At 62.5% G+C, this 22,018-nt stretch carries 22 protein-coding genes and 1 other RNA gene; 16 read left to right on the plus strand and 7 right to left on the minus strand.

Translation table 11 applies throughout. The annotated features are described in order from the left end of the window. Positions 1 to 3: 3 nt before the first annotated feature. From NKI69_RS01300 to NKI69_RS01310, 3 genes are all read right to left on the minus strand, one after another. Positions 4 to 1,872 (minus strand): extracellular solute-binding protein, encoded by a 1,869-nt coding sequence (locus NKI69_RS01300; RefSeq protein ID WP_023811445.1) that lies wholly within the window; start codon positions 1,870 to 1,872, stop codon positions 4 to 6. Beyond that, the gene (locus NKI69_RS01305; RefSeq protein WP_023811444.1) at positions 1,872 to 3,752 is read right to left on the minus strand and encodes an extracellular solute-binding protein; all 1,881 of its coding nucleotides are present in this window, start codon (positions 3,750 to 3,752) and stop codon (positions 1,872 to 1,874) included. Before NKI69_RS01305 ends, NKI69_RS01300 begins: the two co-directional genes overlap by 1 nt. 156 nt (positions 3,753 to 3,908) lie before the next feature. Continuing rightward, positions 3,909 to 4,595, minus strand: a complete 687-nt coding sequence (locus NKI69_RS01310; RefSeq protein WP_128305650.1) for a c-type cytochrome — start codon at positions 4,593 to 4,595, stop codon at positions 3,909 to 3,911. 193 nt (positions 4,596 to 4,788) lie between these two features. On the opposite strand from NKI69_RS01310, the gene NKI69_RS01315 reads away from it, so the two are divergent. Both NKI69_RS01315 and NKI69_RS01320 read left to right on the plus strand, forming a co-directional pair. After that, positions 4,789 to 5,517 carry a 3-deoxy-manno-octulosonate cytidylyltransferase gene (locus NKI69_RS01315; protein WP_128305649.1) on the plus strand — a complete coding sequence of 243 codons (729 nt, stop codon included), beginning with the start codon at positions 4,789 to 4,791 and terminating at the stop codon, positions 5,515 to 5,517. 9 nt (positions 5,518 to 5,526) lie between these two features. Then, positions 5,527 to 6,390, plus strand: a complete 864-nt coding sequence (locus NKI69_RS01320; protein ID WP_127293982.1) for a prephenate dehydratase — start codon at positions 5,527 to 5,529, stop codon at positions 6,388 to 6,390. A gap of 56 nt (positions 6,391 to 6,446) precedes the next feature. On the opposite strand, the gene NKI69_RS01325 is transcribed toward NKI69_RS01320, so the two are convergent. The 3 genes from NKI69_RS01325 to NKI69_RS01335 are packed head-to-tail and all read right to left on the minus strand — an operon-like array spanning position 6,447 to position 8,195. After that, positions 6,447 to 6,752 carry a Dabb family protein gene (locus NKI69_RS01325; RefSeq protein WP_127293984.1) on the minus strand — a complete coding sequence of 102 codons (306 nt, stop codon included), beginning with the start codon at positions 6,750 to 6,752 and terminating at the stop codon, positions 6,447 to 6,449. Between the two features lie 37 nt (positions 6,753 to 6,789). Then, the gene (gene nudC / locus NKI69_RS01330; RefSeq protein WP_352719669.1) at positions 6,790 to 7,734 is read right to left on the minus strand and encodes an NAD(+) diphosphatase; all 945 of its coding nucleotides are present in this window, start codon (positions 7,732 to 7,734) and stop codon (positions 6,790 to 6,792) included. A 41-nt stretch (positions 7,735 to 7,775) separates the two neighbouring features. Beyond that, positions 7,776 to 8,195 carry an HIT domain-containing protein gene (locus NKI69_RS01335; protein WP_127293986.1) on the minus strand — a complete coding sequence of 140 codons (420 nt, stop codon included), beginning with the start codon at positions 8,193 to 8,195 and terminating at the stop codon, positions 7,776 to 7,778. Between the two features lie 170 nt (positions 8,196 to 8,365). On the opposite strand from NKI69_RS01335, the gene ffs reads away from it, so the two are divergent. The 10 genes from ffs (at position 8,366) to NKI69_RS01385 (ending at position 17,537) form a co-directional block, all read left to right on the plus strand. Next, an RNA gene (gene ffs, locus NKI69_RS01340) (signal recognition particle sRNA small type) lies at positions 8,366 to 8,462 on the plus strand. A gap of 105 nt (positions 8,463 to 8,567) precedes the next feature. Next, positions 8,568 to 10,379 (plus strand): DNA polymerase III subunit gamma/tau, encoded by a 1,812-nt coding sequence (locus NKI69_RS01345; RefSeq protein ID WP_352719672.1) that lies wholly within the window; start codon positions 8,568 to 8,570, stop codon positions 10,377 to 10,379. Positions 10,380 to 10,409: 30 nt separating this feature from the next. After that, the gene (locus tag NKI69_RS01350) at positions 10,410 to 10,733 is read left to right on the plus strand and encodes a YbaB/EbfC family nucleoid-associated protein (protein ID WP_013527931.1); all 324 of its coding nucleotides are present in this window, start codon (positions 10,410 to 10,412) and stop codon (positions 10,731 to 10,733) included. A gap of 27 nt (positions 10,734 to 10,760) precedes the next feature. Next, positions 10,761 to 11,150 (plus strand): hypothetical protein, encoded by a 390-nt coding sequence (locus NKI69_RS01355; RefSeq protein ID WP_352719674.1) that lies wholly within the window; start codon positions 10,761 to 10,763, stop codon positions 11,148 to 11,150. Beyond that, positions 11,128 to 11,496: a hypothetical protein gene (locus NKI69_RS01360; protein WP_352719676.1), complete on the plus strand. Its 369-nt coding sequence runs from the start codon at positions 11,128 to 11,130 to the stop codon at positions 11,494 to 11,496. The genes NKI69_RS01355 and NKI69_RS01360 overlap by 23 nt, the downstream gene beginning before the upstream one ends. Continuing rightward, a complete protein-coding gene (locus NKI69_RS01365; protein ID WP_128305644.1) occupies positions 11,423 to 12,355 on the plus strand; it encodes a cell wall hydrolase in 933 nt (310 codons plus the stop codon). Before NKI69_RS01360 ends, NKI69_RS01365 begins: the two co-directional genes overlap by 74 nt. A 112-nt stretch (positions 12,356 to 12,467) precedes the next feature. Beyond that, a complete protein-coding gene (gene recR, locus NKI69_RS01370; RefSeq protein WP_128305643.1) occupies positions 12,468 to 13,073 on the plus strand; it encodes a recombination mediator RecR in 606 nt (201 codons plus the stop codon). Positions 13,074 to 13,267: 194 nt separating this feature from the next. After that, positions 13,268 to 14,545: a lytic murein transglycosylase gene (locus NKI69_RS01375; protein ID WP_128304321.1), complete on the plus strand. Its 1,278-nt coding sequence runs from the start codon at positions 13,268 to 13,270 to the stop codon at positions 14,543 to 14,545. Between the two features lie 262 nt (positions 14,546 to 14,807). Further along, a complete protein-coding gene (locus NKI69_RS01380; protein WP_352719679.1) occupies positions 14,808 to 16,451 on the plus strand; it encodes an ABC transporter substrate-binding protein in 1,644 nt (547 codons plus the stop codon). An 18-nt stretch (positions 16,452 to 16,469) separates the two neighbouring features. Continuing rightward, entirely contained in the window at positions 16,470 to 17,537 is a 1,068-nt protein-coding gene (locus NKI69_RS01385) for an ABC transporter permease (RefSeq protein WP_128304323.1), read from the plus strand. Positions 17,538 to 17,773: 236 nt separating this feature from the next. Here the strand turns inward: NKI69_RS01385 and NKI69_RS01390 are convergent, their stop codons facing one another. Next, the gene (locus NKI69_RS01390) at positions 17,774 to 18,907 is read right to left on the minus strand and encodes an IS481 family transposase (RefSeq protein ID WP_352719738.1); all 1,134 of its coding nucleotides are present in this window, start codon (positions 18,905 to 18,907) and stop codon (positions 17,774 to 17,776) included. A gap of 206 nt (positions 18,908 to 19,113) precedes the next feature. On the opposite strand from NKI69_RS01390, the gene nikC reads away from it, so the two are divergent. Genes nikC through NKI69_RS01410 form a run of 4 tightly spaced genes read left to right on the plus strand, consistent with a single transcriptional unit; the run spans position 19,114 to position 22,011 of the window. Further along, entirely contained in the window at positions 19,114 to 20,040 is a 927-nt protein-coding gene (gene nikC / locus NKI69_RS01395) for a nickel transporter permease (protein ID WP_023811431.1), read from the plus strand. After that, on the plus strand, positions 20,037 to 20,882 hold the full coding sequence (locus NKI69_RS01400) for an ABC transporter ATP-binding protein (RefSeq protein WP_031213315.1): 846 nt from the start codon (positions 20,037 to 20,039) through the stop codon (positions 20,880 to 20,882). The genes nikC and NKI69_RS01400 overlap by 4 nt, the downstream gene beginning before the upstream one ends. Continuing rightward, complete coding sequence (locus NKI69_RS01405) at positions 20,879 to 21,628, plus strand: ABC transporter ATP-binding protein (RefSeq protein ID WP_352719681.1); 750 nt, start codon at positions 20,879 to 20,881, stop codon at positions 21,626 to 21,628. Before NKI69_RS01400 ends, NKI69_RS01405 begins: the two co-directional genes overlap by 4 nt. 44 nt (positions 21,629 to 21,672) lie before the next feature. Further along, positions 21,673 to 22,011 (plus strand): hypothetical protein, encoded by a 339-nt coding sequence (locus NKI69_RS01410; RefSeq protein ID WP_128304325.1) that lies wholly within the window; start codon positions 21,673 to 21,675, stop codon positions 22,009 to 22,011. Positions 22,012 to 22,018: the final 7 nt, after the last annotated feature.

The raw sequence follows: 22,018 nt of genomic DNA on the forward strand, positions 1-22,018 counted from the left end.
ATCTCAGCCTTTGCCAATTCTTGCCGCCTTGCCCTTATCGAACCACCACAGCGTCTCGACCGGAAAGCCGAAATCGGGCTTCTGTTCGACAAAGCCGAACATGTCCCAATAGGCGACGCGGTGATTCGCCAGATAGTATGTTGGAATCCAGTCGAGCCGCGCGCGCAAGACCCGGTCGAGCGCTCTGAGCGCCGTGACGAGTTCTATACGGTCTTTCGCCTTGCCGGCTGCCGCGATCAGGGCGTCGATGGCCTTGCTTTCGGTGCCCGGATAGTTGCGCTGCCCCGGGATTTTCGCCATCCGGGAATCATAGAGCATCTGCAGGCTGTCGTCGGTCGGCGTCGCCCCGATTGACCAATGCAGCAAGGCGAGATCGAAGTCGTAATTGCTGTGCCGCTGCTCATACTGCGCCGAATCGATTTGCCGGATCGATGCGTCGATCCCGATCGCCTTCATATTCTCGGACCAAGGGGTGTAGATGCGAACGATGCCGTCGTCCTCCGCCAGCATTTCGACCCGCAGCCGCTCACCCTTGTCGTTGACGACGAAACTGCCATCGCGCTTCCAGCCGGCTTGCGCAAGCAATCTCGAAGCCTCGCCCAGCAGCTTGCGGTCATGGCCCGAACCGTCGGACAGGGGCTGTGTTACCGCTTCACCGAAAACCTCTGGCGGCAACTCGGCCCGGAACGGCTCCAGCAGGGCCAATTCCTCAGGCGAGGGCAGGCCTTCGGCCTTGTAGTCCGACCGTTCGAAATTCGATTGAGAGCGCTCGTAGGAGCCGTAAAACAGCGCCCGCTTCATCCATTCGAAATCGAAGCACCTGGCGATCGCCCGCCGCACCCGCTCATCGCGGAATTGCGGACGACGCTGGTTCAGCGCGACAGCCTGCATGTCCGGCGTCTTCTCGCCGGGAAATTCCCGTTTGACGACCTTGCCGTCCTTCAGCGCCGGAAAGTCGTAGCCGGTAGCCCATACCCGTGAGGTGAATTCCTCGCGAAAATGCGTGTCGCCTTTCTTGAAGGCCTCGAATGCCGCTTGCCGGTCAAGATAGAAGTCGATGCGGATGCGGTCGAAATTGTAGAGGCCGCGGTTCACTGGCAGATCGCGGCCCCAATAGTCGGCCACGCGGTCATATTCGACAGTCTGTCCGGCCGCCACGCGTCCAATCTTGTAGGGACCCGAGCCAAGCGGCGGTGTCATGGTCGAAGCATCGAAATCATTGGCCGTATAAAAGGCCTTGGAGACGATAGGCATTCCCACGATCGCAAGGATGTTTTGCGCCGACTGCTTGCCGTTGAGGGTGAGATCGACGGTAGCGGGATCGACCGCAACCGCGTCGGTCATGTACCGCAACGCTTGGGAAAGGTTAGGATGGCCTTTGTCTTGATAAAGCTTCAGCGAAAAGACAACGTCCTGCGCGGTCAGCGGCGAACCGTCGTGGAAACGCGCTTGCGGTCGCAGCGCGAAGCGGAAACCGTTGCGGTCCGGCGACAGGGTAACGGTTTCGGCAAGCAGGCCGTAGGCCGCATCCGGCTCATCGAGCGCGCTTGTCATCAGGGAATCGAAACAAAGTTCGGTACGCGGCGGCGCCTCCCCCTTCAACACCAGTGAGTTCAATGTGTTGAAGGTCAGGAAGCTCTGATTGAGGGTCGAGTTCGGCGGCGCGAAATTCATCTGGCCACCCTTTGGGGCGTCCGGATTGACGTAGTCGAAATGCGCGAAACCGAGCTTGTATTTGAGGTCGCCGAAGGCCGACAGGCCGTGCAGCTTGGTGCCGGTCGCAGTGTCGGCGAAGGCCTTGCCGGGCAGCAAGGCGGCGGCTGCCGCGGCACTGCCCAGGGCGAGAAAGTCGCGGCGGGCAAGGGCCGCCATCAATTGCCACCCTTGTATTTGGCCGCCAGCGCCTTCTCCTTGTCCGGGTCGATCCACCAAGAGTCCAAATCGACGCCGAGATAGGTTGGCTGTTTTTCAGGCATTGCGAACTTGTTCCAGTATGCGGCCCGAACTTTCCCCAGGTGCCATTGCGGCACCATGTAGAAGTTCCAAAGCAACACTCGGTCAAGGGCATGGGTCGCAGCCATCAGGTCGTCTCGGTCCGTTGCAAAGATGACGCGGTCGATCAGTGCGTCGACGACAGGATTCTTGATGCCGGCCAAATTTCGTGATCCGGCCCTGTCCGCAGCTGTGGAACTGAAAAAGTCGCGCTGTTCGTTGCCGGGTGAGTTGGATTGCTGAAAACCTGCGAGCGCCAGCATATCGAAGTCGAAAGCGCGAGTACGGTTGGTGTATTGGCTGTCATCGACAATGCGCAGCGTTGCATCGATGCCCAGCCGCCGCAAATTGTCGATGAAAGGCGAGGCGACCCGCTCGTCAACGGGATCGTTGCCGAGGAACTCGATCTTGAACACTTCGCCGGTCTTCGCATTCACCAGCTTTCCGGCCTGATTGACCCAGCCGGCTTGCTTGAAAAGCTCGTAGGCCTTGCGCAAATTCTCGCGACCCGATTGTGGCGTGTCGTAGACCGGCAGCTTGAATTCCTGCTTGAACAGTTCAGGTGGCAACTTGTCTCGAAACGGCTGGAGTATCTCCAACTCCTTGCCCTGTGGCAGGCCGGTCGAGGCCAGATCGCCGCCTTCGAAATAGCTGTCTGTGCGCGTATAGGCGCCGAAGAAAATGGTTCGGTTCATGCTCTCGAAATCATACGCGTAGGTGAGTGCCTGGCGTACGCGTACATCCTGGAACAGCGGGCGGCGCGTATTTATCAAATAGGACTGCATGGGTTCCGGTGAGGTTGTGGGGAACTCCTTTTTGATGACATCTCCGGATTTGATCGCCGGAAAGGTGTATTCGACCGCCCAACGCTGGGCGCGTGTCTCGGCGCGGAAGTCTTCGAACCCCCCTTTGGTGAAGGCCTGCCAACCGGCGTTGTCGTCAAGGAAATAGCTGAAACGCTGCCTGTCGAAATTCTCGCGGCCGATCTTCACTGGCAGTTTGGCGCCCCAATAGTCCGGCACACGCTGCCAGACGATTTCGGAACCCGGCTTGAAACTCGCGATCTTGTAGGCCGCTGACCCCAGCGGCGGCTCCAGAGTCGTCTTGGTGATGTCGCGCTTCTTGCCGCTGGCGTCGTTGCCCTCCCACCAATGCTTTGGCAGAACGACGAGATCGCCGAGAATCTTCGGCAGTTCCCTGTTGCCTTTCTGATTAAAGTGGAACTCGACCTCGCGATCGGAGACCGCGACCGCGTCCGTGACGTTCTCAAAATAGCGGTTATACAACGGGCTGTTGGCCTTCAGCACCTGGAACGACCAGATCACGTCGTCGACAGTGATCGGCTGGCCGTCGTGCCATTTGGCGCGCGGGTCGAGGCGGTAGGTCGCGGAGGAATAGTCGGCCGGATACTTGTAGGCATCGGCGATCAGTGGGTGGCTGGTGCTGCCTTCGTCGGTCGCCTGCTCCATCAGCGTGTCGTAGAGTAGGCCGCCGCCGAATCCCACGAGGCCGGCCGCCGGCGATCCCTGCACGATATAAGGATTGAAGTTGTCGTAGGTGCCGATCACCACCCGGTTCAGCGTGCCGCCCTTGGGCGCGTCGGGGTTGACGTAGTCGTAGTGCTGGAAATTGGCGCCGTATTTGGACTCGCCGATCAGCGATGACGTGGTGCGCCATTCATCGGCGAGGGCAGCCTGCAATCCCGCCGCCAGAAGGGCTGCCGCCAGCAACGACTTGAGAAGCGTTCGGCCAACCGTCATGCACTATCCTCTTCGCAATGCCCGTTCATCGGCAATCTAGATGATTTGGCGCCCGTGAAAACCGCCATGCGCGGCTTTGTCGCCGCCTATGCGGTTTTCCCAACAAAAAAGCCGGGCTGAACCCGGCTTTTTCAAGGTCGTCGAGATGATATCTGACTATTGGGCAGGCGCCGGTGCGGGTGCGGCCGGAGCCGGGGCGGCAGGAGCGGCCGGTTTCGCGGGCGCGGCACCATCAGCCGGCTTTGCCGGAGCGGCTGCATCGGCAGGCTTGGCGCCTGCATCGGCGGCGGCACCCGGTGCCGGCAGCGGCTTGGGATTGTCGGACAGCGTGCGCAGATAGGCGATGACGTTGGCGCGGTCTTCTTCCTTCGGCAGGCCGGCAAAGCCCATCGCCGTGCCTTTAACGTCCTTCTTGGGCGACGTGATGAAGTGGTTGAGGTTATCGTAGGTCCACTTCTCTGTGCCGCCCTTGGAATATTCCTTCATGCCCGCCGAATAGGCGAAGCCCTCGTGAGAGGCGACCGGACGGTCGACGATGTCCCACAGATCGGGGCCGACCTTGTTAGGACCGCCCTTTTCGCCGGAATGGCAGGCCTGGCACTTCTTGAAGATGGCAGCGCCCTGTTCGGCATTTGCATTGGCCAGAAGATCTGCGATCGGCTTTTCGGCTGCGGCAGGAGCGGCCGGGCCGCCTTCGGCGGGCTCCGCGGCCTCGATGGCGAAGCCGGGCTTTTCCGGCGCAGGCGAGGCAAACAGCGCATCGGACACAATGCCGACCGAGAAGACGACGAAAACGGTTCCGAGCAATCCGGCGAGCAGTTTGTTGACTTCGTTGGAATCCATACGCCCCTTGCTCCCTTTTCCGGCGGACAGAACCGTCCACTCCGTCCGTCGGTATCGTGACCCGTCCTGCCAGGGCGGTCAAATCGGGCGGAAACTAGGTCTTTTGCTGCGGCGTTGCAACACCTATAAGGGCGCTTCCAGTGAGACCTTTTGCCACTTTCCCTGTCCTCTTTCGAGACGCCTTGCACCCGAAATGTCCACGCTGATCCTGATCCCGGCCCGCATGGCCTCGACCCGCCTGCCGGGCAAGCCGCTGGCCGACATCGCAGGCGCCCCGATGATCGTCCATGTCGCCCGCCGCGCCGCCGAAGCCGGCCTTGGCCGGGTGGTGGTGGCGACCGACACGCAAAGCGTGGCGCAAGCGATGCGCGCGCACGGGTTCGAGGCCGTGATGACGCGCACGGATCACGAATCCGGCTCCGACCGCATCCACGAGGCGCTGATCGCGCTCGACCCCGGGCGCAAGGTCGAAACCATCGTCAATGTGCAAGGCGACCTGCCGACCATCGATCCGCAGATTATCGCCGCGTCGCTCAGGCCTTTCGAGGACAGTGCGGTGGACATCGCCACGCTCGGCGTCGAGATCGTCCGCGACGAGGAAAAGACCAATCCCAATGTCGTCAAGATCGTCGGTTCGCCGCTTTCCGGCAGCAGGCTGAGGGCGCTCTATTTCACCCGTGCCACGGCGCCTTGGGGCGAGGGGCCGCTCTATCATCATGTCGGCCTCTACGCCTATCGCCGCGAAGCACTTGAGCGTTTCGTCGCGCTGAAGCCGTCGCCGCTCGAACGGCGCGAGCGGCTGGAACAGTTGCGGGCGCTGGAAGCCGGCATGCGCATCGACGCCGAGATCGTCCAGTCGCTGCCGCTCGGCGTCGACACGCCGGAAGACCTCGAACGCGCCAGACAGATCCTTTCAACCTGAGATATCGGCATGCCTGAAAAGACCAACAGAATATCCTTCCAGGGCGAGCCGGGCGCCAATTCCGACACCGCCTCCCGCAACGTCTATCCATCGATGGAGCCGTTGCCGTGCCCGACCTTCGAGGATGCGTTCAACGCGGTCGAGACCGGCAAGGCCGATCTCGCCATGATCCCGATCGAGAACACCATTGCCGGGCGCGTCGCCGATATCCATCATCTCTTGCCGGAATCGAAGCTGCACATCATCGGCGAATATTTCCTGCCGATCCATTTCCAGCTGATGGTGCTGCCGGGCGTCAGGCGCGACGAGATCAAGACGGTGCACAGCCACATCCACGCGCTTGGCCAGTGCCGCAAATACATCCGCAAGAACGGCTGGAAGGCGATCGTCGCCGGCGATACGGCTGGTGCAGCCAAGATGGTCTCCGAGGTCAAGGACCGCACCATGGCGGCGCTGTCGCCGGCGCTGGCAGCGACCCTCTACGGGCTCGACATCATCGAGCAAAACGTCGAGGACACCGACAGCAACGTCACCCGCTTTGTCGTCCTGACCAAGAACAAGCAATGGGCCGAGCGCCCATCACCCGACGTCAAGATGATGACGACCTTCATCTTTCGCGTCCGCAACGTGCCGGCCGCGCTCTACAAGGCGATGGGCGGTTTTGCCACCAACGGCATCAACATGACCAAGCTGGAGAGCTACCAGTTGGGCGCTTTCACGGCGACGCTGTTTTATGCCGACATCGAGGGCCATCCCGACGACCCGCTGGTCAAGCTTGCGCTGGACGAGCTCCGTTTCTTCTCCCGCGAAGTGCGGATTCTGGGCGTCTATCCGGCCAGTGAGTCGCGTGAGCAGTGGAAGGTTGCGGACTGATCGCTACTGGGCATGATCTTGTCCAAAAACCGGTTTCCACTTTTCGGGACCATGCCCTAAATCACCGCGCCCAGCGGCACGTAGTCGATCTCCATGAAGGCCTCGACCTCCGGCACCCAGCGGTCGCGCACGAAGGCGACATGGTCCGGATGGTCGTTGTACCTGTTGTAGGCGGCCTGGTCGGCGAACTCCATCGAGAAGCCGAAATGATAGTCGTTCTTGGGGCTGATCTGCCGCAATTGCTCGAAATGCGTGACGCCTCTGATCGCGGTTAGGATTTTCTTGGCGTCGACCAGGAACCGCTTTTCCTCCAGCGAATGCGGCGGATGCTTCAGCGTGAAAACGACGGTGTGACGGATCATGTCCTGCTCCTGCAATGTCTTTCGGTGTTCGCTGCCATCATTCTGAATCGACCCAGGCGCGGATGAGGTGATGCGCAATGGCGCCTTTCGGCGGCGTGACCAGATTGTCCTTGTGCGTCCTTTCCAGCATCAGGCGCACCTCGTCGCGAAAAAACCAGCGGCAGTCCTCAAGCTCGTTGAGGTCGGCCTGGATATCGTCATTGAGCGGCTCGCCGAAGCAGCCGATCATCAGCGAATAGGGGAACGGCCAGGGCTGGCTGGCGTGGTAGACGACGCGGCCAAGCCGGATACCGGCCTCTTCCAGCGTCTCGCGGCGCACCGCCGCCTCGATCGTCTCGCCCGGCTCGATGAAGCCGGCAAGGGCCGAGTACATGCCCGGCGCGAAATGCCGGCCGCGTCCGAGCAGGCATTTTTCCCGCGTCGCCGTCAGCATGATCGCCACCGGGTCGGTGCGCGGAAAATGCTCGGTGCCGCAATTCGGGCAATGGCGCTTGTAGCCGCCGGCCCGCATCTGCGATTCCGTACCACATTTGCTGCAGAAGCGATGGCTGGCATGCCAGGCAAGCAGGGCCGCCCCTTGCGCCATCGCGCCAGCCGCCGCCTCGTCGATCAGCCCTTGCATGTAGACCGAGCGGTAGTCGATGGCCTTGACTGCTTCCGGAAGCTGTTCGGGTTCGAAGCCGGCGGGCACGGCCAGCACCGGTCCTCGTTCGGAAAAGCCGAGCAGAATGCCTTGCGCCAGGGAAACCTTGAAGGGCTCGCTCTCGGTGGCGCCGAACCAGGGATCGAGAGCACCGCTATCGCCGAGCTTCAAATAGAGCCGGCCGCCATGCATCAGAAGCAGCCGCGTCGCCGGATCGGCCAGCGCCTTGTCGACCGAATCGTCGGCGCGGTTCTCGGACTGCCGGTCGATCATGTTGCCGGTAAAGCCGACGAACTGGCTCGGCTCGCGCAAAGGCGCGTCAAACAGGCGGAAGCTCATGGGGACTCTGGGATACGTTGAGGGATGGACACGGGGAACGCTTATAGCGCCGCCTTGATCGTTTCGGCAAACCGTCGCAAGTCGGAACGTTGATAGGGCTCTCGCAGACCATGTCCCCACACAGGGCCTGGCCAGCCGGGATCGCCTTCCGAACGCGCGATGACATGGATGTGCAACTGGCGCACGATGTTGCCGAGCGCGCCGGTGTTGATCTTGGTGCAGCCGGTCGCCTTCTTCAGCGCCTGCGCCACCATATTGGTCTCGAAGGTCAGCATCGTCTGGTCGAGCGGCGTCATGTCATGGATTTCCTCCGCGCCGGGCCGCTGCGGCACCAGCAGCAGCCATGGCCAGCGGCGGTCGTTCATCACCCGCAATTCGCACAGCCCAAGCCACATCAACTGTTCGCTGTCCGCCTCCAGCCGTGCGTCCAGCGTGAATCCGGCCTCCAGGCCCGGCAGCATCGGCGTTTCCCTTGCTTTTCTTGGTTTGCTCAACACATGAAGGCTAGAGCGGCGGCAAGGGGGCTGCAAGCGAATCATTGCGCCCCTCACGCATTGGTGCGCCAATTCCATATTTTGCGATTTCTTCGGCGGACTTGCATTTCGTCGCGCAATTGCCGATATGGAAAGCGGGAGGTTGGTGGTGGACGATCCACTCGCCAACCGGGTCAGGTCCGGAAGGAAGCAGCCCTAACGAGCCCGGAACGGGTCATTGTTCCAGCCTCCCACCTCATCGGCCCCTCTCGCGACATTGACGACGCATTGCAGCGCGGGCGAGACTATGCGCAGGAATCGGCCGCCTTCGGGCGCGGCCATTTGGAGCTTTACGGGCGTATGAGCGAAGCCGGAAATTCGGGACCAAAAAGCCTGGAGATAGGCAAGGCCGCCGCCTATCGCGTGCTGGCGCGCAAGTACCGTCCTTCGAACTTCTCCGAGCTGGTCGGCCAGGAGCCGATGGTGCGCACCCTCACCAATGCCTTTGCCACCGGCCGCATCGCCCAGGCCTGGATGCTGACCGGGGTGCGCGGCGTCGGCAAGACCACGACGGCGCGCATCCTCGCGCGGGCCCTGAATTATAAAACCGCTGATATCGACCAGCCTTCGGTCGACCTCGCGGTGCTCGGCGAGCATTGCCAGGCGATCATGGAGGGCCGCCATGTCGACGTCATCGAGATGGACGCCGCCTCGCATACCGGCATCGACGACATCAGGGATATCATCGAGCGCGTGCGCTATGCGCCGGTCTCGGCCCGTTACAAGGTCTATATCATCGACGAAGTGCACATGCTGTCGACGCAGGCCTTCAACGGCCTGCTGAAGACGCTGGAAGAGCCGCCGCCGCACGTCAAATTCATCTTCGCCACCACCGAAATCCGCAAGGTCCCGATCACTGTCCTGTCGCGCTGCCAGCGCTTCGACCTGAGGCGCATCGACGCCGGCGCGCTGGTCGCGCATCTCGGCTCGATCTCGGCCCAGGAAGGCATTGCGGTCGACGACGACGCGCTGGCGATGATCGCGCGCGCCGCCGAAGGCTCGGCCCGTGATTCGCTCTCCATCCTCGACCAGGCGATTGCCCATGGCGCCGGCACTGTCGGTGCCGCGGCTGTGCGGGCGATGCTGGGACTTGCCGACCGCGCCAGCATCGTCGATCTGTTCGAACATGTGATGAAGGGTGATGTGGCAGCCGCCCTTGGCGAATTCCGTGCGCAGTATGACACCGGCGCCGATCCGGCCGCCGTGCTGACCGACCTTGCCGAATTCAACCATCTCGTCACCCGGCTGCGTTTCGTGCCGACGGCCATCGAGGATGCCTCGCTGTCGGAGGACGAGCGGCAGCGCGGCGCCGATTTCGCAAGGACGCTGTCGGTCAGGGTGCTGTCGCGGACATGGCAGATGCTGCTCAAGGGCATTCCCGAAGTGCAGTCCTCCAACCGGCCGGTCAGTGCCGCCGAAATGGTGCTGATCCGGCTGGCGCATGCCGCCGACCTGCCGACGCTGGACGAGGCGTTGAGATCGCTCGAGGGCGGAGCGTCGGTCCAAAGCGGCGCGCCGCGCCCGAATGGCGCGCCTGCAAGTTCCGGCAACGGCGGTGGCGCCGGCGCGGTGGCGCAGACGCGCATGCCCGCCGGTCCTGGCGGTGCGCAGACCATGCGGCTGGTCGAAGCCTCGCCTGCTGCCGTTGCCTACGTCGCTCCTCCGGAGCCGGCCATGGAAGCGGCGCCGCTGAAATCGCTGGCCGACATCATTGCGCTCGCCGATGCGCAGCGTGACATCGCCTTCAAGGTGCTGGTCAAGAGCTGCATCCGGTTTGTGCGCATCGAGCCCGGCCGCATCGACGTCGGCCTGACCGGCGATGCGCCCAAGATGCTGCTCAACGACCTGACGACGAAATTGCGCGCCTGGACCGGCCGCAGCTGGCTGGTCTCGCTGTCGAAGGAAGAGGGCGGCCAGACGCTCGCCGAAATGGAATCGGCCAAGCGCGAGACGGCTTTTCTCGATGCCAAGAGCGACCCGACCGTGGCCGCTATCCTGGCGCGCTTTCCCGGCGCCAAGATCATCGACGTGCGCATTCCAGACGCGCCGGAAGCCGAAACGACAGAGGCTGAAGTGCCGGTCGAGCCGCCGGCTGACGACGATGAACCCTGATCCAGCCACGAATCCGCAAAGGACCCGACCATGAAAGATCTTCTCGGCCTGATGGGCAAGGCGAAGGAAATGCAGGCCAAGTTCCAGGCCATGCAGGACGAGATCGCCACGCTGGAAGCGTCCGGCCAGGCCGGCGGCGGCCTGGTCAATGTGACGCTGACCGGAAAATTCGAGATGAAGTCGCTGAAGATCGATCCGTCTCTGTTCAAGGAAGACGATGTCGAGATCCTGGAAGACCTGGTGCTGGCCGCTCACAACGACGCCAAGACCAAGGTCGAGCAGATCATGCAGGAAAAGACCAAGGCGCTGACCGCAGGTCTGCCGATCCCGCCGGGAATGAAACTGCCCTTCTAGCATTCGGCGTGCGCGCCCATCATCGACATGACCGAAGAGCCCTCCGAAAGACTGATCGAGCAGCGTATCCGCAACAGGATCTACGAGATCCTGGAAATCCTGGCCGATTGTGACGACGGCGTCGATCTCGTCGGCATCAAGGGTTATTTCTATCTGTTCGAGGATTTCGTCCATCGCCCTTCGATCGAAGCCGGCACATCGGCGCTTTCGAAGGACGAGCGCGCGATCGTGCTGGAGATCGCCGAATTCCTGGAGGCGGCAAGCGAGACAAATCCGGACTTCACCAAGGCTGAGTTCATTGACAGCGACTGGCCGGGAAAGATCGCCCCGACGACCAGGGAGGCGCGGACGCTGTTCCTCCGGCGCGGCCTGTTTTCGGAGAAGGTCGAGGAGCTTGAGCCTGGCCAGCGGCCGTGATTGCGGCCGGGCTGCAGACCGGTTCCAGGAGAAATTAACAGCGTTTGCCCGGGAAAAGCGCGTAGTGCTTTCCCTTGGGGCAATTGCGGCGAAACAAAGAGAGAGAGGTCATCGCCTTTGTGAAATGATGGGTGCGATCTATCTGGAAAACCAGGAAATTGTGCCAATTTGGCAACAGCGCGTTGTTAATAACGTTTTGGCCATCATTTTGCCCGAAAGTGTCTCATTCTTGCCGCAGCCTGGGGGCGGGCACGAAGTGAGAGGGTTACCTGTTGATTTCTACGCGATGGAAGACGCCGCTGTTGCTCGGCGCCGTCATTTCACCCCTGTTCTTGGCTGCCTGTAGCCAGACCACTTCACACGGCATGTCCGTCGCCAGCCTGACCGACGCCATCACGCCGGGTTTCCTGAGCTCCCGGGCGTACAGCCACACGCCGAAGGACAAGGAATGCCTGGAACGGGCGATGTTCTTTGAATCCAACCGCTCGAGCCGCGACGGCATGATCGCGGTCGGCACGGTGGTGATGAACCGGCTGCGCTCCGGCAAGCACGGCAGCACCATCTGCGCGGTGGTGGGCGAGCGCGGGCAGTTTGCCCCCGGCGTCATGACAAGGCCGATGAATTCACGCGCAATGCCCGATGTCGAGGAAGCCGCCGACGCGGTGCTGAAGGGGGAGCGCAAGTCCAAGCTCAAGAACACCATGTTCTTCCACACCGCCGGCCTACGCTTCCCCTACAAGAACATGCACTACACCATGGTTGCCGGCGGCAATGCCTTTTACGAGAAGCGCGGCCGCAACTGGCAGCCGCTGCCGGACGAGCCGCAGGTCGCCATTGCCTCGGCGGCGCCGCAGAAGCCAGCGGAGCCGGTGACGATGGTCGCGTCCGCCGAGCCGGTGCGTCCGGCCAAGCCGGCCACCGTCCGGTCCGCTCCTGCCCAACAGACCTATATGACCGCGGCCGCCGCGCCGGCCGCGAAATCTGCGCGTGTCTCGGCGGAGCCGACGGTGGTGGCGATGCAGGAGCCGATGGAGGAACCGGATGCCGCCCGTTTTGGCGGAACCTTGAACACAAGGACGAGGGTCATCTCCTCGGTCGAGGAAGCGCCGCAAGAGGCGTCTATGGGTTTCCAGTCGACGCCTGAGAACACCGACGCTGTCGGCGCGATGATCGTCAGCCAGGGCCGGCCGCTCGAAACCAACTGATCTGCTCTCCATGATCCCATGGGCCCCGCCCATTTTGGTCCGCCAAGGCCAATATGGCGGTCATGCGTATGCGGATGTTCCAAAGCGCTCTGAAAAATCCTAGATCAGAGCGATGTCGAAGCGAATCGCCGGTCCCGAGATCGAACGTCTGATCCAGCTCCTGGCCAAGGTGCCGGGGCTGGGTCCCCGTTCGGCCAGGCGTGCCGCCCTTCATCTGATCAAGAAGAAGGAGCAGCTTCTGTCGCCGCTGGCCGCCGCCATGGCCGAGGCGGCCGACAAGGTGCGCATCTGCTCGACCTGCGGCAATGTCGATACATCGGACCCTTGCATGATCTGCACCGATCCGCGCCGAGATGCCGGCACCATCATTGTCGTCGAGGACGTCTCCGACCTGTGGGCGCTGGAGCGCGCGGCGGCGATGAATGTGCGTTACCACGTTCTCGGCGGCACGCTGTCCCCGCTCGACGGCATCGGCCCCGAGCAGCTCAACATGCGCTCGCTGATCGACCGCGTCGCCGGTGGCGAGGTCAAGGAGATCATCCTCGCCGTCAATGCTACGGTGGAGGGCCAGACGACCGCGCATTACCTCACCGATCAGCTGTCCGGCTTCGATATCAAGGTGACACGACTGGCGCATGGCGTGCCTGTCGGCGGCGAACTCGACTATCTCGACGAGGGCACGCTGGCCGCGGCGCTGCGCTCGCGGACGGCGTTTTGACAAAGTTGCGGCAGAGGATGCGGATCATGATTGTTGCGCATCCGTCGAGGCTGGTGCCAAGCACCCCCCTCTGTCCTGCCGGACATCTCCCCCGCAAGGGGGGAGATCGGATGTCATCTTTGTTTTCGCAAATCGCCGACATTGCAACAAGAGCGCCGCCGATGAAGCGGCCAATCTCCCCCCTTGCGGGGGAGATGTCCGGCAGGACAGAGGGGGGTGTGAAGGAACGCAAACCTCTCAGATTGGCTCTGTTTTCCTTTTTTGCAGTTCTTCTCGCGGTCCTCCTTTCCACCCCCGCCTCCGCCGCAAAGATCGACGACCAGTTTCGCGCCTGGCTGCAGAACGACCTTTGGCCGCAAGCCAGGGCGAAAGGCATTTCCAAAGCCACCCTCGATGCCGCCTTCGACGGCATCAATCCCAATCTGAAGCTGCCCGACCTGGTCAAGCCGGGCGATAAGGCGACCACGCCGCAGAAGCAGCACCAGGCCGAATTCGGCTCACCCGGCGCCTATTTCGCCGAGAAGACGGTTCGCGCGGTGACGGCAGGCGGCCGGGCGCGCGAAGCCACCAATGCCAGGACACTTGCATCTATCGAAAAGCGCTACGGCGTGCCGGGCGAAGTGCTGCTGGCGATCTGGGGCCGCGAGACCGGATTCGGCGCGGCGAAGATGCCCTACGACGCCTTCGAAGTGCTGGGCACCAAAGCGTTCATGTCGACCAGGAAGGACTTCTTCCGCACCGAACTGCTTGCTGCACTCGAGATCGTCGAGCGCGGGCTGGCTCCGGTCGGCGCGATGAAATCGTCCTGGGCCGGAGCGCTCGGCCAGCCGCAATTCATGCCGACCTCGTTCCTGAAACATGCCGTCGATTTCGACGGCGACGGCCGCGCCGACATCTGGAACTCGACGCCGGACGTGCTGGCCTCGATCGCCAATTATCTCGTCCACTATGGCTGGGTAAAGGGCCGTGGCTGGGGTTTCGAGGTGATGGTGCCGGAAAGCGTTTCCTGTTCGTTGGAAGGCCCGGACCAGGGCAAGAAAATCTCCGAATGGGCGGCAATGGGCGTTAGGCGCGTCGGCGGCAAGCCGTTTCCAGCGAGTGAGATGAAGGCCGAAGGCTTCCTGCTGATGCCGGCAGGGCGCAGCGGTCCGGCCTTTATCGCCACGCCCAATTTCTACGTGCTGAAGCAGTACAACACCAGCGACCTCTACGCGCTGTTCATCGGCCATGGCGCCGATCGCATCGCCCATGGCGATTCGAATTTTGCCGGCAGCTGGGGCGCGGTCGGCGGGCTCCACCGTTCGGACATAGCCGCTCTGCAACGCGCGCTGGAAGCCAAGGGCTATGACGTCGGCAGCGCCGATGGCCTGCCCGGCTTCAAGACCCGCCGTTCGATCGGCATTTGGCAAGCCAAGAACGGCCGCGCCGCCACCTGCTTCCCTGACACCAGCCTGGTCGCGGCGCTGAGATAGCCGCGACATTCGCCAGATTATCCTCGATCGGCAGCCTCGATTGGCTGGCCGATGCGTCGACATCCCACCGGCCTTTCTGGCCCATTGAGCCATCGTATAAATGCTCGTTGCCCGCCACGAGGCTGCCGGATATGGTGTTGACCAACTGGACAAAAACCGCAACGGTAAGAGATCACTGGGGCCTTCTCCAGGCCCGAAAAGAATTGCACAACCCTGAGCCGGGAACTCAGGTCAACAAACAACAAAACAGGGAACAATCACGATGATGATGGAAAAGTTTGCTCTACGCTCTCGCTTCCTGCTGGCGGGTGCAGCCATGTCCGCGCTGCTTCTGGCCGGCGCGCCCGCCGGTGCGGTCACGCCCGCCGACACGCTGGTCGAAGGTTTCGCGATCGACGACATCATCTCCATGGATCCGGGCGAGGCGTTCGAGCTGTCGACCGCCGAGGTCACCGGCAACACGTATGATCTGCTTGTCCGTCTCGACCTCAGCGACACCTCCAAGGTCAAGGGAGACCTTGCCGAAAGCTGGACCGTCTCCGATGACGGCCTGACCTACACATTCAAGCTCAAGCCCGGCCTGAAATTCGCTTCCGGCAATCCGATCACCGCGGCCGACGTCGCCTGGTCGTTCGAACGCGCCGTCAAGCTCGACAAGAGCCCGGCCTTCATCATCGGCCAATTCGGCATCAGCGGCGACAACGTCGCCGAGAAGGCCAAGGCGGTCGACGAGACCACCTTCCAGTTCACCGTCGACAAGGCCTATGCGCCGAGCTTCGTGCTGAACTGCCTGTCGGCAACGGTTGCATCGGTGGTCGACGCCAAGCTGGTCAAGGAACATGTCGCTGCGGTGACGCCGAGCGCCGACTACAAATGGGACAATGATTTCGGCAATGCCTGGCTGAAGACCGGCTATGCCGGCTCCGGCGTCTTCAAGCTGCGCGAATGGCGGGCCAATGAGGTGGTCGTTCTCGAGCGCAACGATAATTACTACGGCGAGAAGGCCAAGCTTGCCCGCGTCATCTACCGCAACATGAAGGAAAGCTCGGGCCAGCGCCTGGCGCTCGAGGCCGGCGACATCGACGTTGCCCGCAATCTCGAGCCGAACGACCTCGACGCCATCGCCGAGAACGCCGATCTCACCTCGACCAGCGCGCCGAAGGGCACGGTCTATTACATCAGCCTCAACCAGAAGAATGCCAACCTCGCCAAGCCCGAGGTCCGCCAAGCCTTCAAATACCTGGTCGACTACGATGCGCTGAGCTCGACGATCCTCAAGGGCATCGGCGAAATCCACCAGACCTTCCTGCCGAAGGGTGTGCTCGGCGAATTGGATGAGAATCCGTTCAAGTTCGATGTCGCCAAGGCCAAGGAATTGCTGGCCAAGGCCGGTCTGCCCGACGGCTTCAGCGTAACCATGGACGTACGCACCGGTCAGCCGACGACCGGCATGGCGGAATCGATCCAGCAGACGCTCGGACAGGCCGGCATCAAGCTCGAGATCGTCCCGGGCGACGGCAAGCAGACGCTGACCAAGTACCGCGCCCGCAACCACGACATCTATATCGGCCAGTGGGGCCAGGATTATTTCGATCCGAACTCCAACGCCCAGACCTTTGCCTCGAATCCGGACAACTCGGATGCGGGTAAGTCCAAGACGCTGGCCTGGCGCAATGCCTGGGACATTCCGGACCTGACCAAGGAGACGGAAGCAGCGCTGCTTGAGAAGGACGCCGGCAAGCGCGCTGACATGTACAAGGATCTCGAGAAGAAGATCCTGGACACCAGCCCCTTCGTCGTCATCCACCAGCAGCTGGAAGTGGCCGGCCTGCGCAAGAACCTCAAGGGCTTTGCCCTCGGCCCGAGCTTCGACAGCAATTTCGTCGGGCCGGTGTCCAAGGAATAGTGCTCGCGGACACGCCGCATGAGCACGGTTGAAAAGGAAGTGGCGGCGGGGCGCGGCAGCGCCCGTGCCGTCGCTATTGCATCATCGCTTGGCCGTTTCCTGGTCATCGCGATCACGACCTATCTTGGTCTGCTCGCGGTCACCTTCTTCATCGGTCGCGTCATCCCGATCGACCCGGTGCTGGCGGTGCTCGGCGACCGGGCGCCGGCCAATGTCGTCGAGCGCACGCGCCGCGAGATGGGCCTCGATTTGCCGCTGGTCGAGCAGTTCTACATCTATGTGAAAAATGCCCTGAACGGCAATTTCGGTGTCTCTGTGCTGACCACCAATCCTGTCATGACCGACATTCGCCGGGCGCTTCCGGCCACGACGGAACTGGCGACGCTGGGGACGCTGATCGGCGCGCTGTTCGGCGTGCCGCTTGGCGTGCTGGCCGCGGTCAGGCGCGGCAGTTTCATCGACCAGATCGTGCGTATCATCGGCCTGATCGGCTATTCCGTGCCGATCTTTTGGCTGGGACTGCTGGCGCTGGTGCTGTTTTACGCCAAGCTGCAATGGGTTGCCTTCCCCGCGCGGCTCGACATCGTCTACGAATACACCTTTACGCCGATCACTGGCTTCTATCTCCTCGACTCTGCGATGCAGGGGCAGTGGGACGTTTTTTACGACGCCTTCCGCCACATCATCCTGCCGGCCTCGCTGCTCGGCTATTTCTCGCTCGCCTATATCAGCCGCATGACGCGCTCGTTCATGCTCAACGAATTGTCGCAGGAATATATCGTCGCGGCGCGCGCCAAGGGACTGTCGGAAACCCGCATCATCTGGGGCCACGCGCTGCGCAATGCGGCGGTGCCGATGGTGACGGTGATCGCGCTCTCCTATGCCGGGCTGCTCGAAGGTTCGGTGCTGACCGAGACCGTCTTCTCATGGCCGGGCATCGGCCTCTACATAACCAACTCGCTGCAGAACGCCGACATGAACGCGGTGCTCGGCGGCACCATAGTCATCGGCTCGGTGTTCATCGCCATCAATCTCCTCTCCGACCTTCTGTATCGGGTGCTCGATCCGAGGACGAAGGTTCAATGAGCAGAGGTATTCCACTTTCGGGCCTAGAGCAGTTCACCGTTTCACGGAAACGGCGACCCGCTCCAACTCCTTGTTTTTACGCAATTCCGGACGGAAAACCGTTTCACACTTTTCCTGGAATTGCTCCAGCTGCGGCCAATCACCCCCACTCCGGCCCTTCGGGTCACCTCTCCCCCTTGTTTGGACCGGAGACATCGCGAACAGGTGTGCGAGGACATCGCGAACAGTTTTGTCACTTATCGTCTGCAGAGGTTGAGGTCGACTGTTTCTATTTTCTGATGTCTGAAGAAGGCTTGGAAGACGCCGTCCTTGCCGGTGGGGGTGAAGGCCACGGCTTTCCCTCCAAATGCCTTGGAGAGGCGCAGGATGTAGCCGCACAAGGCGACGCGGCCCTCTTTCTGGACCTTGCGAACGATGGCGTCTTGTGGGTAGTCGAAAGCTTCGACGGCCTCGCAGAAGGATCGCGGCGAGGGTGTGTATCTGTCGAGGGGGACGCAACCCTTGAGGCCATCGTGGGGTCTTTCGGTGTTGTAGAGGTCGCGCCAGGCATCGAAGGCTTTCTGCGCGCGATCGAGATTTTCGAAAGCAGGTCCGGCCATCGCTTCGGCCTTGAGCGAGCGGTGGAAGCGCTCTTCCTTGCCCAGCGTCTGCGGATGCAGAGGCCTGGAATGGGAGATGGCGACGCCGTGCTCGATCAGCCAGATGGTGAAGCGTGTGAAGTTGCTTCGTCCGCCATCTCCCCACGGTGGGCCGTTGTCGAAAGCCATGCGCTGCGGCAGTCCATAGCGGCGAAAGGCGACAATCAGGTGGGGTTTGACCGTTTCGCCGGTCTCGTTGATGCAAGCCTGCAGCACGACGGAGAAGCGCGAATGGTCGTCGAGCGCGGTCAGCGGATGCAGCCGGCCGCCCTGCCGCAATGCGACATGGCCCTTGAAGTCCATCTGCCACAGATCGTTGGGGGCGGCATGCTCGAAGCGCCCGAACGGCTTGGCTCCACCCCCGAGCAAACCCAGCTCGACGCCATTGCGGTGCAGGATCCCGGTCACCGTGGAAGGTGCAGGCGAACCGGTTCCCTCGCGCCGCAGGACCTTGGAGATCTTGCGTCCGCCCCAGGCCGGGTGCGCCCGGCACATGCCAAGAACCGCCGCCTCGACTGCATCCGGGCTGCGCGCCGGGCTCGTCGCTGGACGGCGCGATTGCTCCGCAAGCCCGGCCTCGCCATGGGCGCGATACCGCGCGATCAACTTGTGACCACAGGTTCGGCCAATCCCGAAACGACGACAAAGCGCACTGACATTGCTGCCATCCTGCACCGCAAGACGCACAAACTCCAACTTCCCATCCATCACGCTGGTGTTCCCAAATGGCATCGCGAACCTCCCGGCGCAAAGCACGCCAAACTGTTCGCGATGTCCTCGCACACCTGTTCGCGATGTCTCCGGTCCAAACACCCCTGCCCGGGGGAGAGGAAAAGCCGGTCGCACGCTTCGCGCCTTTCCTCTCCCCCGTCGAGCGGGGGAGAGGTGGTCTGCGAAGCAGGCCGGAGTGGGGGTCGACAGCTCCAAGAGGCATCATCATGACCGCCTCCGACGCCCGTCCTCTCTCTCGTCGCGACTGGCTGCTCAGCGAGCGGCCGGCCTCGCGCACCCAGGCGAGGCTCGGCCGCGCCTATGTGGCGTGGCGGCGCTTTTCCGCCAACCGGCTGGCCTTTCTCGGCCTGCTCATTATCATTGCCTTGCTGATCGTTGCCGCCCTTGCCGGTGTGCTGGCGCCTTATTCTCCGACGTTCGGCGACCTGAAGAACGCGCGCCTGCTGGCGCCGAGCACCGAGCACTGGTTTGGCACCGACGATCTCGGCCGCGATATCCTGTCGCGCATCCTCTACGGCTCGCGCTGGACCCTTTATGTGGTCATCCTGGTCGCCATCATCGCGGCACCGATCGGCCTTCTGGTCGGCACGGTGGCCGGCTATGCCGGCGGCTGGACCGATGCCATCCTGATGCGCATCACCGACATCTTTCTCGCCTTTCCCAAGCTGATCCTGGCGCTGGCGTTTGTTGCAGCACTTGGCCCCGGCATCGAGAATGCGGTGCTGGCCATCGCCATCACCTCATGGCCGCCCTATGCCCGCATCGCGCGGGCAGAGACGCTGACGGTGCGCAATTCCGATTACATCAAGGCGGTGCAGCTGATGGGCGCCTCGCCCTTCCGCATCGTGCTGCGCCATATCATGCCGCTTTGCATTTCGTCCCTGATCGTCAGGGTGACGCTCGACATGGCCGGCATCATCCTGACCGCCGCCGGGCTCGGTTTCCTCGGCCTCGGCGCGCAACCGCCGCTGCCGGAATGGGGCACGATGATCGCGTCGGGGCGCCGCTTCGTGCTCGACCAGTGGTGGGTGGCCGGTGCGCCGGGCTTCGCCATCCTCATCGTCAGCCTCGGCTTCAACCTGCTCGGCGACGGCCTGCGCGACGCGCTCGATCCCCGCAGTGGTGACCAATGAGCAGGGAAACGAAGACGCTGCTCGAGGTCGACGATTTGCGCGTCACCTTCCCGACCCGCACCGGGCTGATCGAGGCGGTTCGCGGCGTCTCCTTCTCGCTCGGCCGCGAACGGCTCGGCATCGTCGGAGAATCCGGCTCCGGCAAATCGCAGACCGGCCGCGCCATCATGGGCCTGACGCCGCCGCAGGCGCGGATATCGGCCAACAAGCTCGCCTTCGACGGCATCGACCTGCTCAGCGTCTCGCCGCGCGAACGCCGGGCGCTGCGCGGCAAGCGCATCGCCATGATCCTGCAGGATCCGAAATACTCGCTCGACCCGGTGATGAGCATCGGCCGCCAGATCGTCGAAACGCTGCGCACGCATGAAAAGGTCGGCAAGGCCGAGGCGCGCGACCGCGCATTGGCCATGCTGGAGGCGGTGCAGATCCGTGATCCCTCTCGCGTCTTCAACCTGCATCCGCATGAAGTGTCCGGCGGCATGGGCCAGCGCGCCATGATCGCCATGATGCTGATCGCCGGTCCGGAAATGATGATCGCCGACGAGCCGACCTCGGCGCTCGACGTCACCGTGCAGCTTGATGTGCTCGGCATTCTCGACCGGCTGGTCAGTGAGCGCGGCATGGGGCTGATCTTCATCTCGCACGATCTGCGCCTGGTCTCATCCTTCTGCGACCGCGTCATCGTCATGTATGCCGGCAAGGTGGTCGAGCAGCTCAAGGCGTCCGAACTCGGCCATGCCCAGCATCCCTACACGCGCGGCTTGCTCAATTGCATGCCCAAGATCGGTGCCGACCGCCACCCGCTGCCGGTGCTCGACCGCAAGCCGGAGTGGGCGGCATGACTTCTGCGATTGCCGTCGACAGGCTGGAAGTGATCTTCGACCGTTTTCGCGCACTGAAGGGCGTCAGCCTCGACGTGCAGCCGGGTGAATCCTTTGGCCTGGTCGGTGAATCCGGCTCCGGCAAATCGACGCTGCTTCGGGCCATCGCCGGCCTTGCGCCGGTCGCATCGGGCAGCATCGCCGTCAACGGCAAGACGCTCGGGCCACGCCGCGACAAGGCCTTCTACCGCAAAGTGCAGATGGTCTTTCAGGATCCGTACGGCTCGCTGCACCCGCGCCAGACCGTCGACCGCCTGCTGCAGGAGCCGCTTGCCATCCACGGCTTCGCCGATGGCGAAAAGCGCATCCAGCGGGCGCTCGACGAGGTCGGGCTGGGAAACGGCTTTCGCTTCCGCTATTCGCACCAACTATCGGGCGGCCAGCGCCAGCGCGTGGCGATTGCCCGTGCCCTGATCCTCGAACCTTCGATCCTGCTGCTCGACGAGCCGACCTCGGCGCTCGATGCCTCGGTGCAGGCGGAAGTGCTCAACCTGTTGGAAGAGGTACGCAAGCGGCGCAAGCTGACCTTCCTGATGGTCAGCCACGACCTCGCCATCATCACCCATATGTGCGAGCGGCTGATGGTGATGCAAAGCGGCGAGGCGGTTGAGAACCTGGCGGCGGCGGATCTCGTCGAACGTCGCGTGACGAAGGACTATACTCGCAACCTGCTGAGAGCGAGCGACGGGTTTGTGAGAACCGCCTGAATTCGTCTTCCTGTGTGCAGAACCAACCGTCTTCAGGGATTCCGATGGAGGAATGGAAGTTTGCGGATCCGCCCAACCTCGCGGTGTTGTCGGACAAGAGCCTATTTAAACGTGGCGACTGGATCGCATACGTTGTGCATGAAGATGACGACGACGACAGCTACAACGACGAAGGTGGCAGTTGGCAATTCTACAGCAGCGACACTCGAGATTGGGATGAACGCGAGGTAATGCTCGTAGGCCTGCAAGAGGTGGTTCAACTGGATGAAACCATCGTGGAGTTGGCCGATTTGCCGAAAGGTTGGCATGCCTGGCGCACCTCAAAATCGTCGCCGTGGCAACGCGCCAAGTCACGCCCCGTACCCTCCAACGACAACGAATGACCCGGCA

The sequence above is a fragment of the Mesorhizobium sp. M0491 genome, assembly GCF_040321265.1.
In the GTDB taxonomy this organism is placed as follows: domain Bacteria; phylum Pseudomonadota; class Alphaproteobacteria; order Rhizobiales; family Rhizobiaceae; genus Mesorhizobium.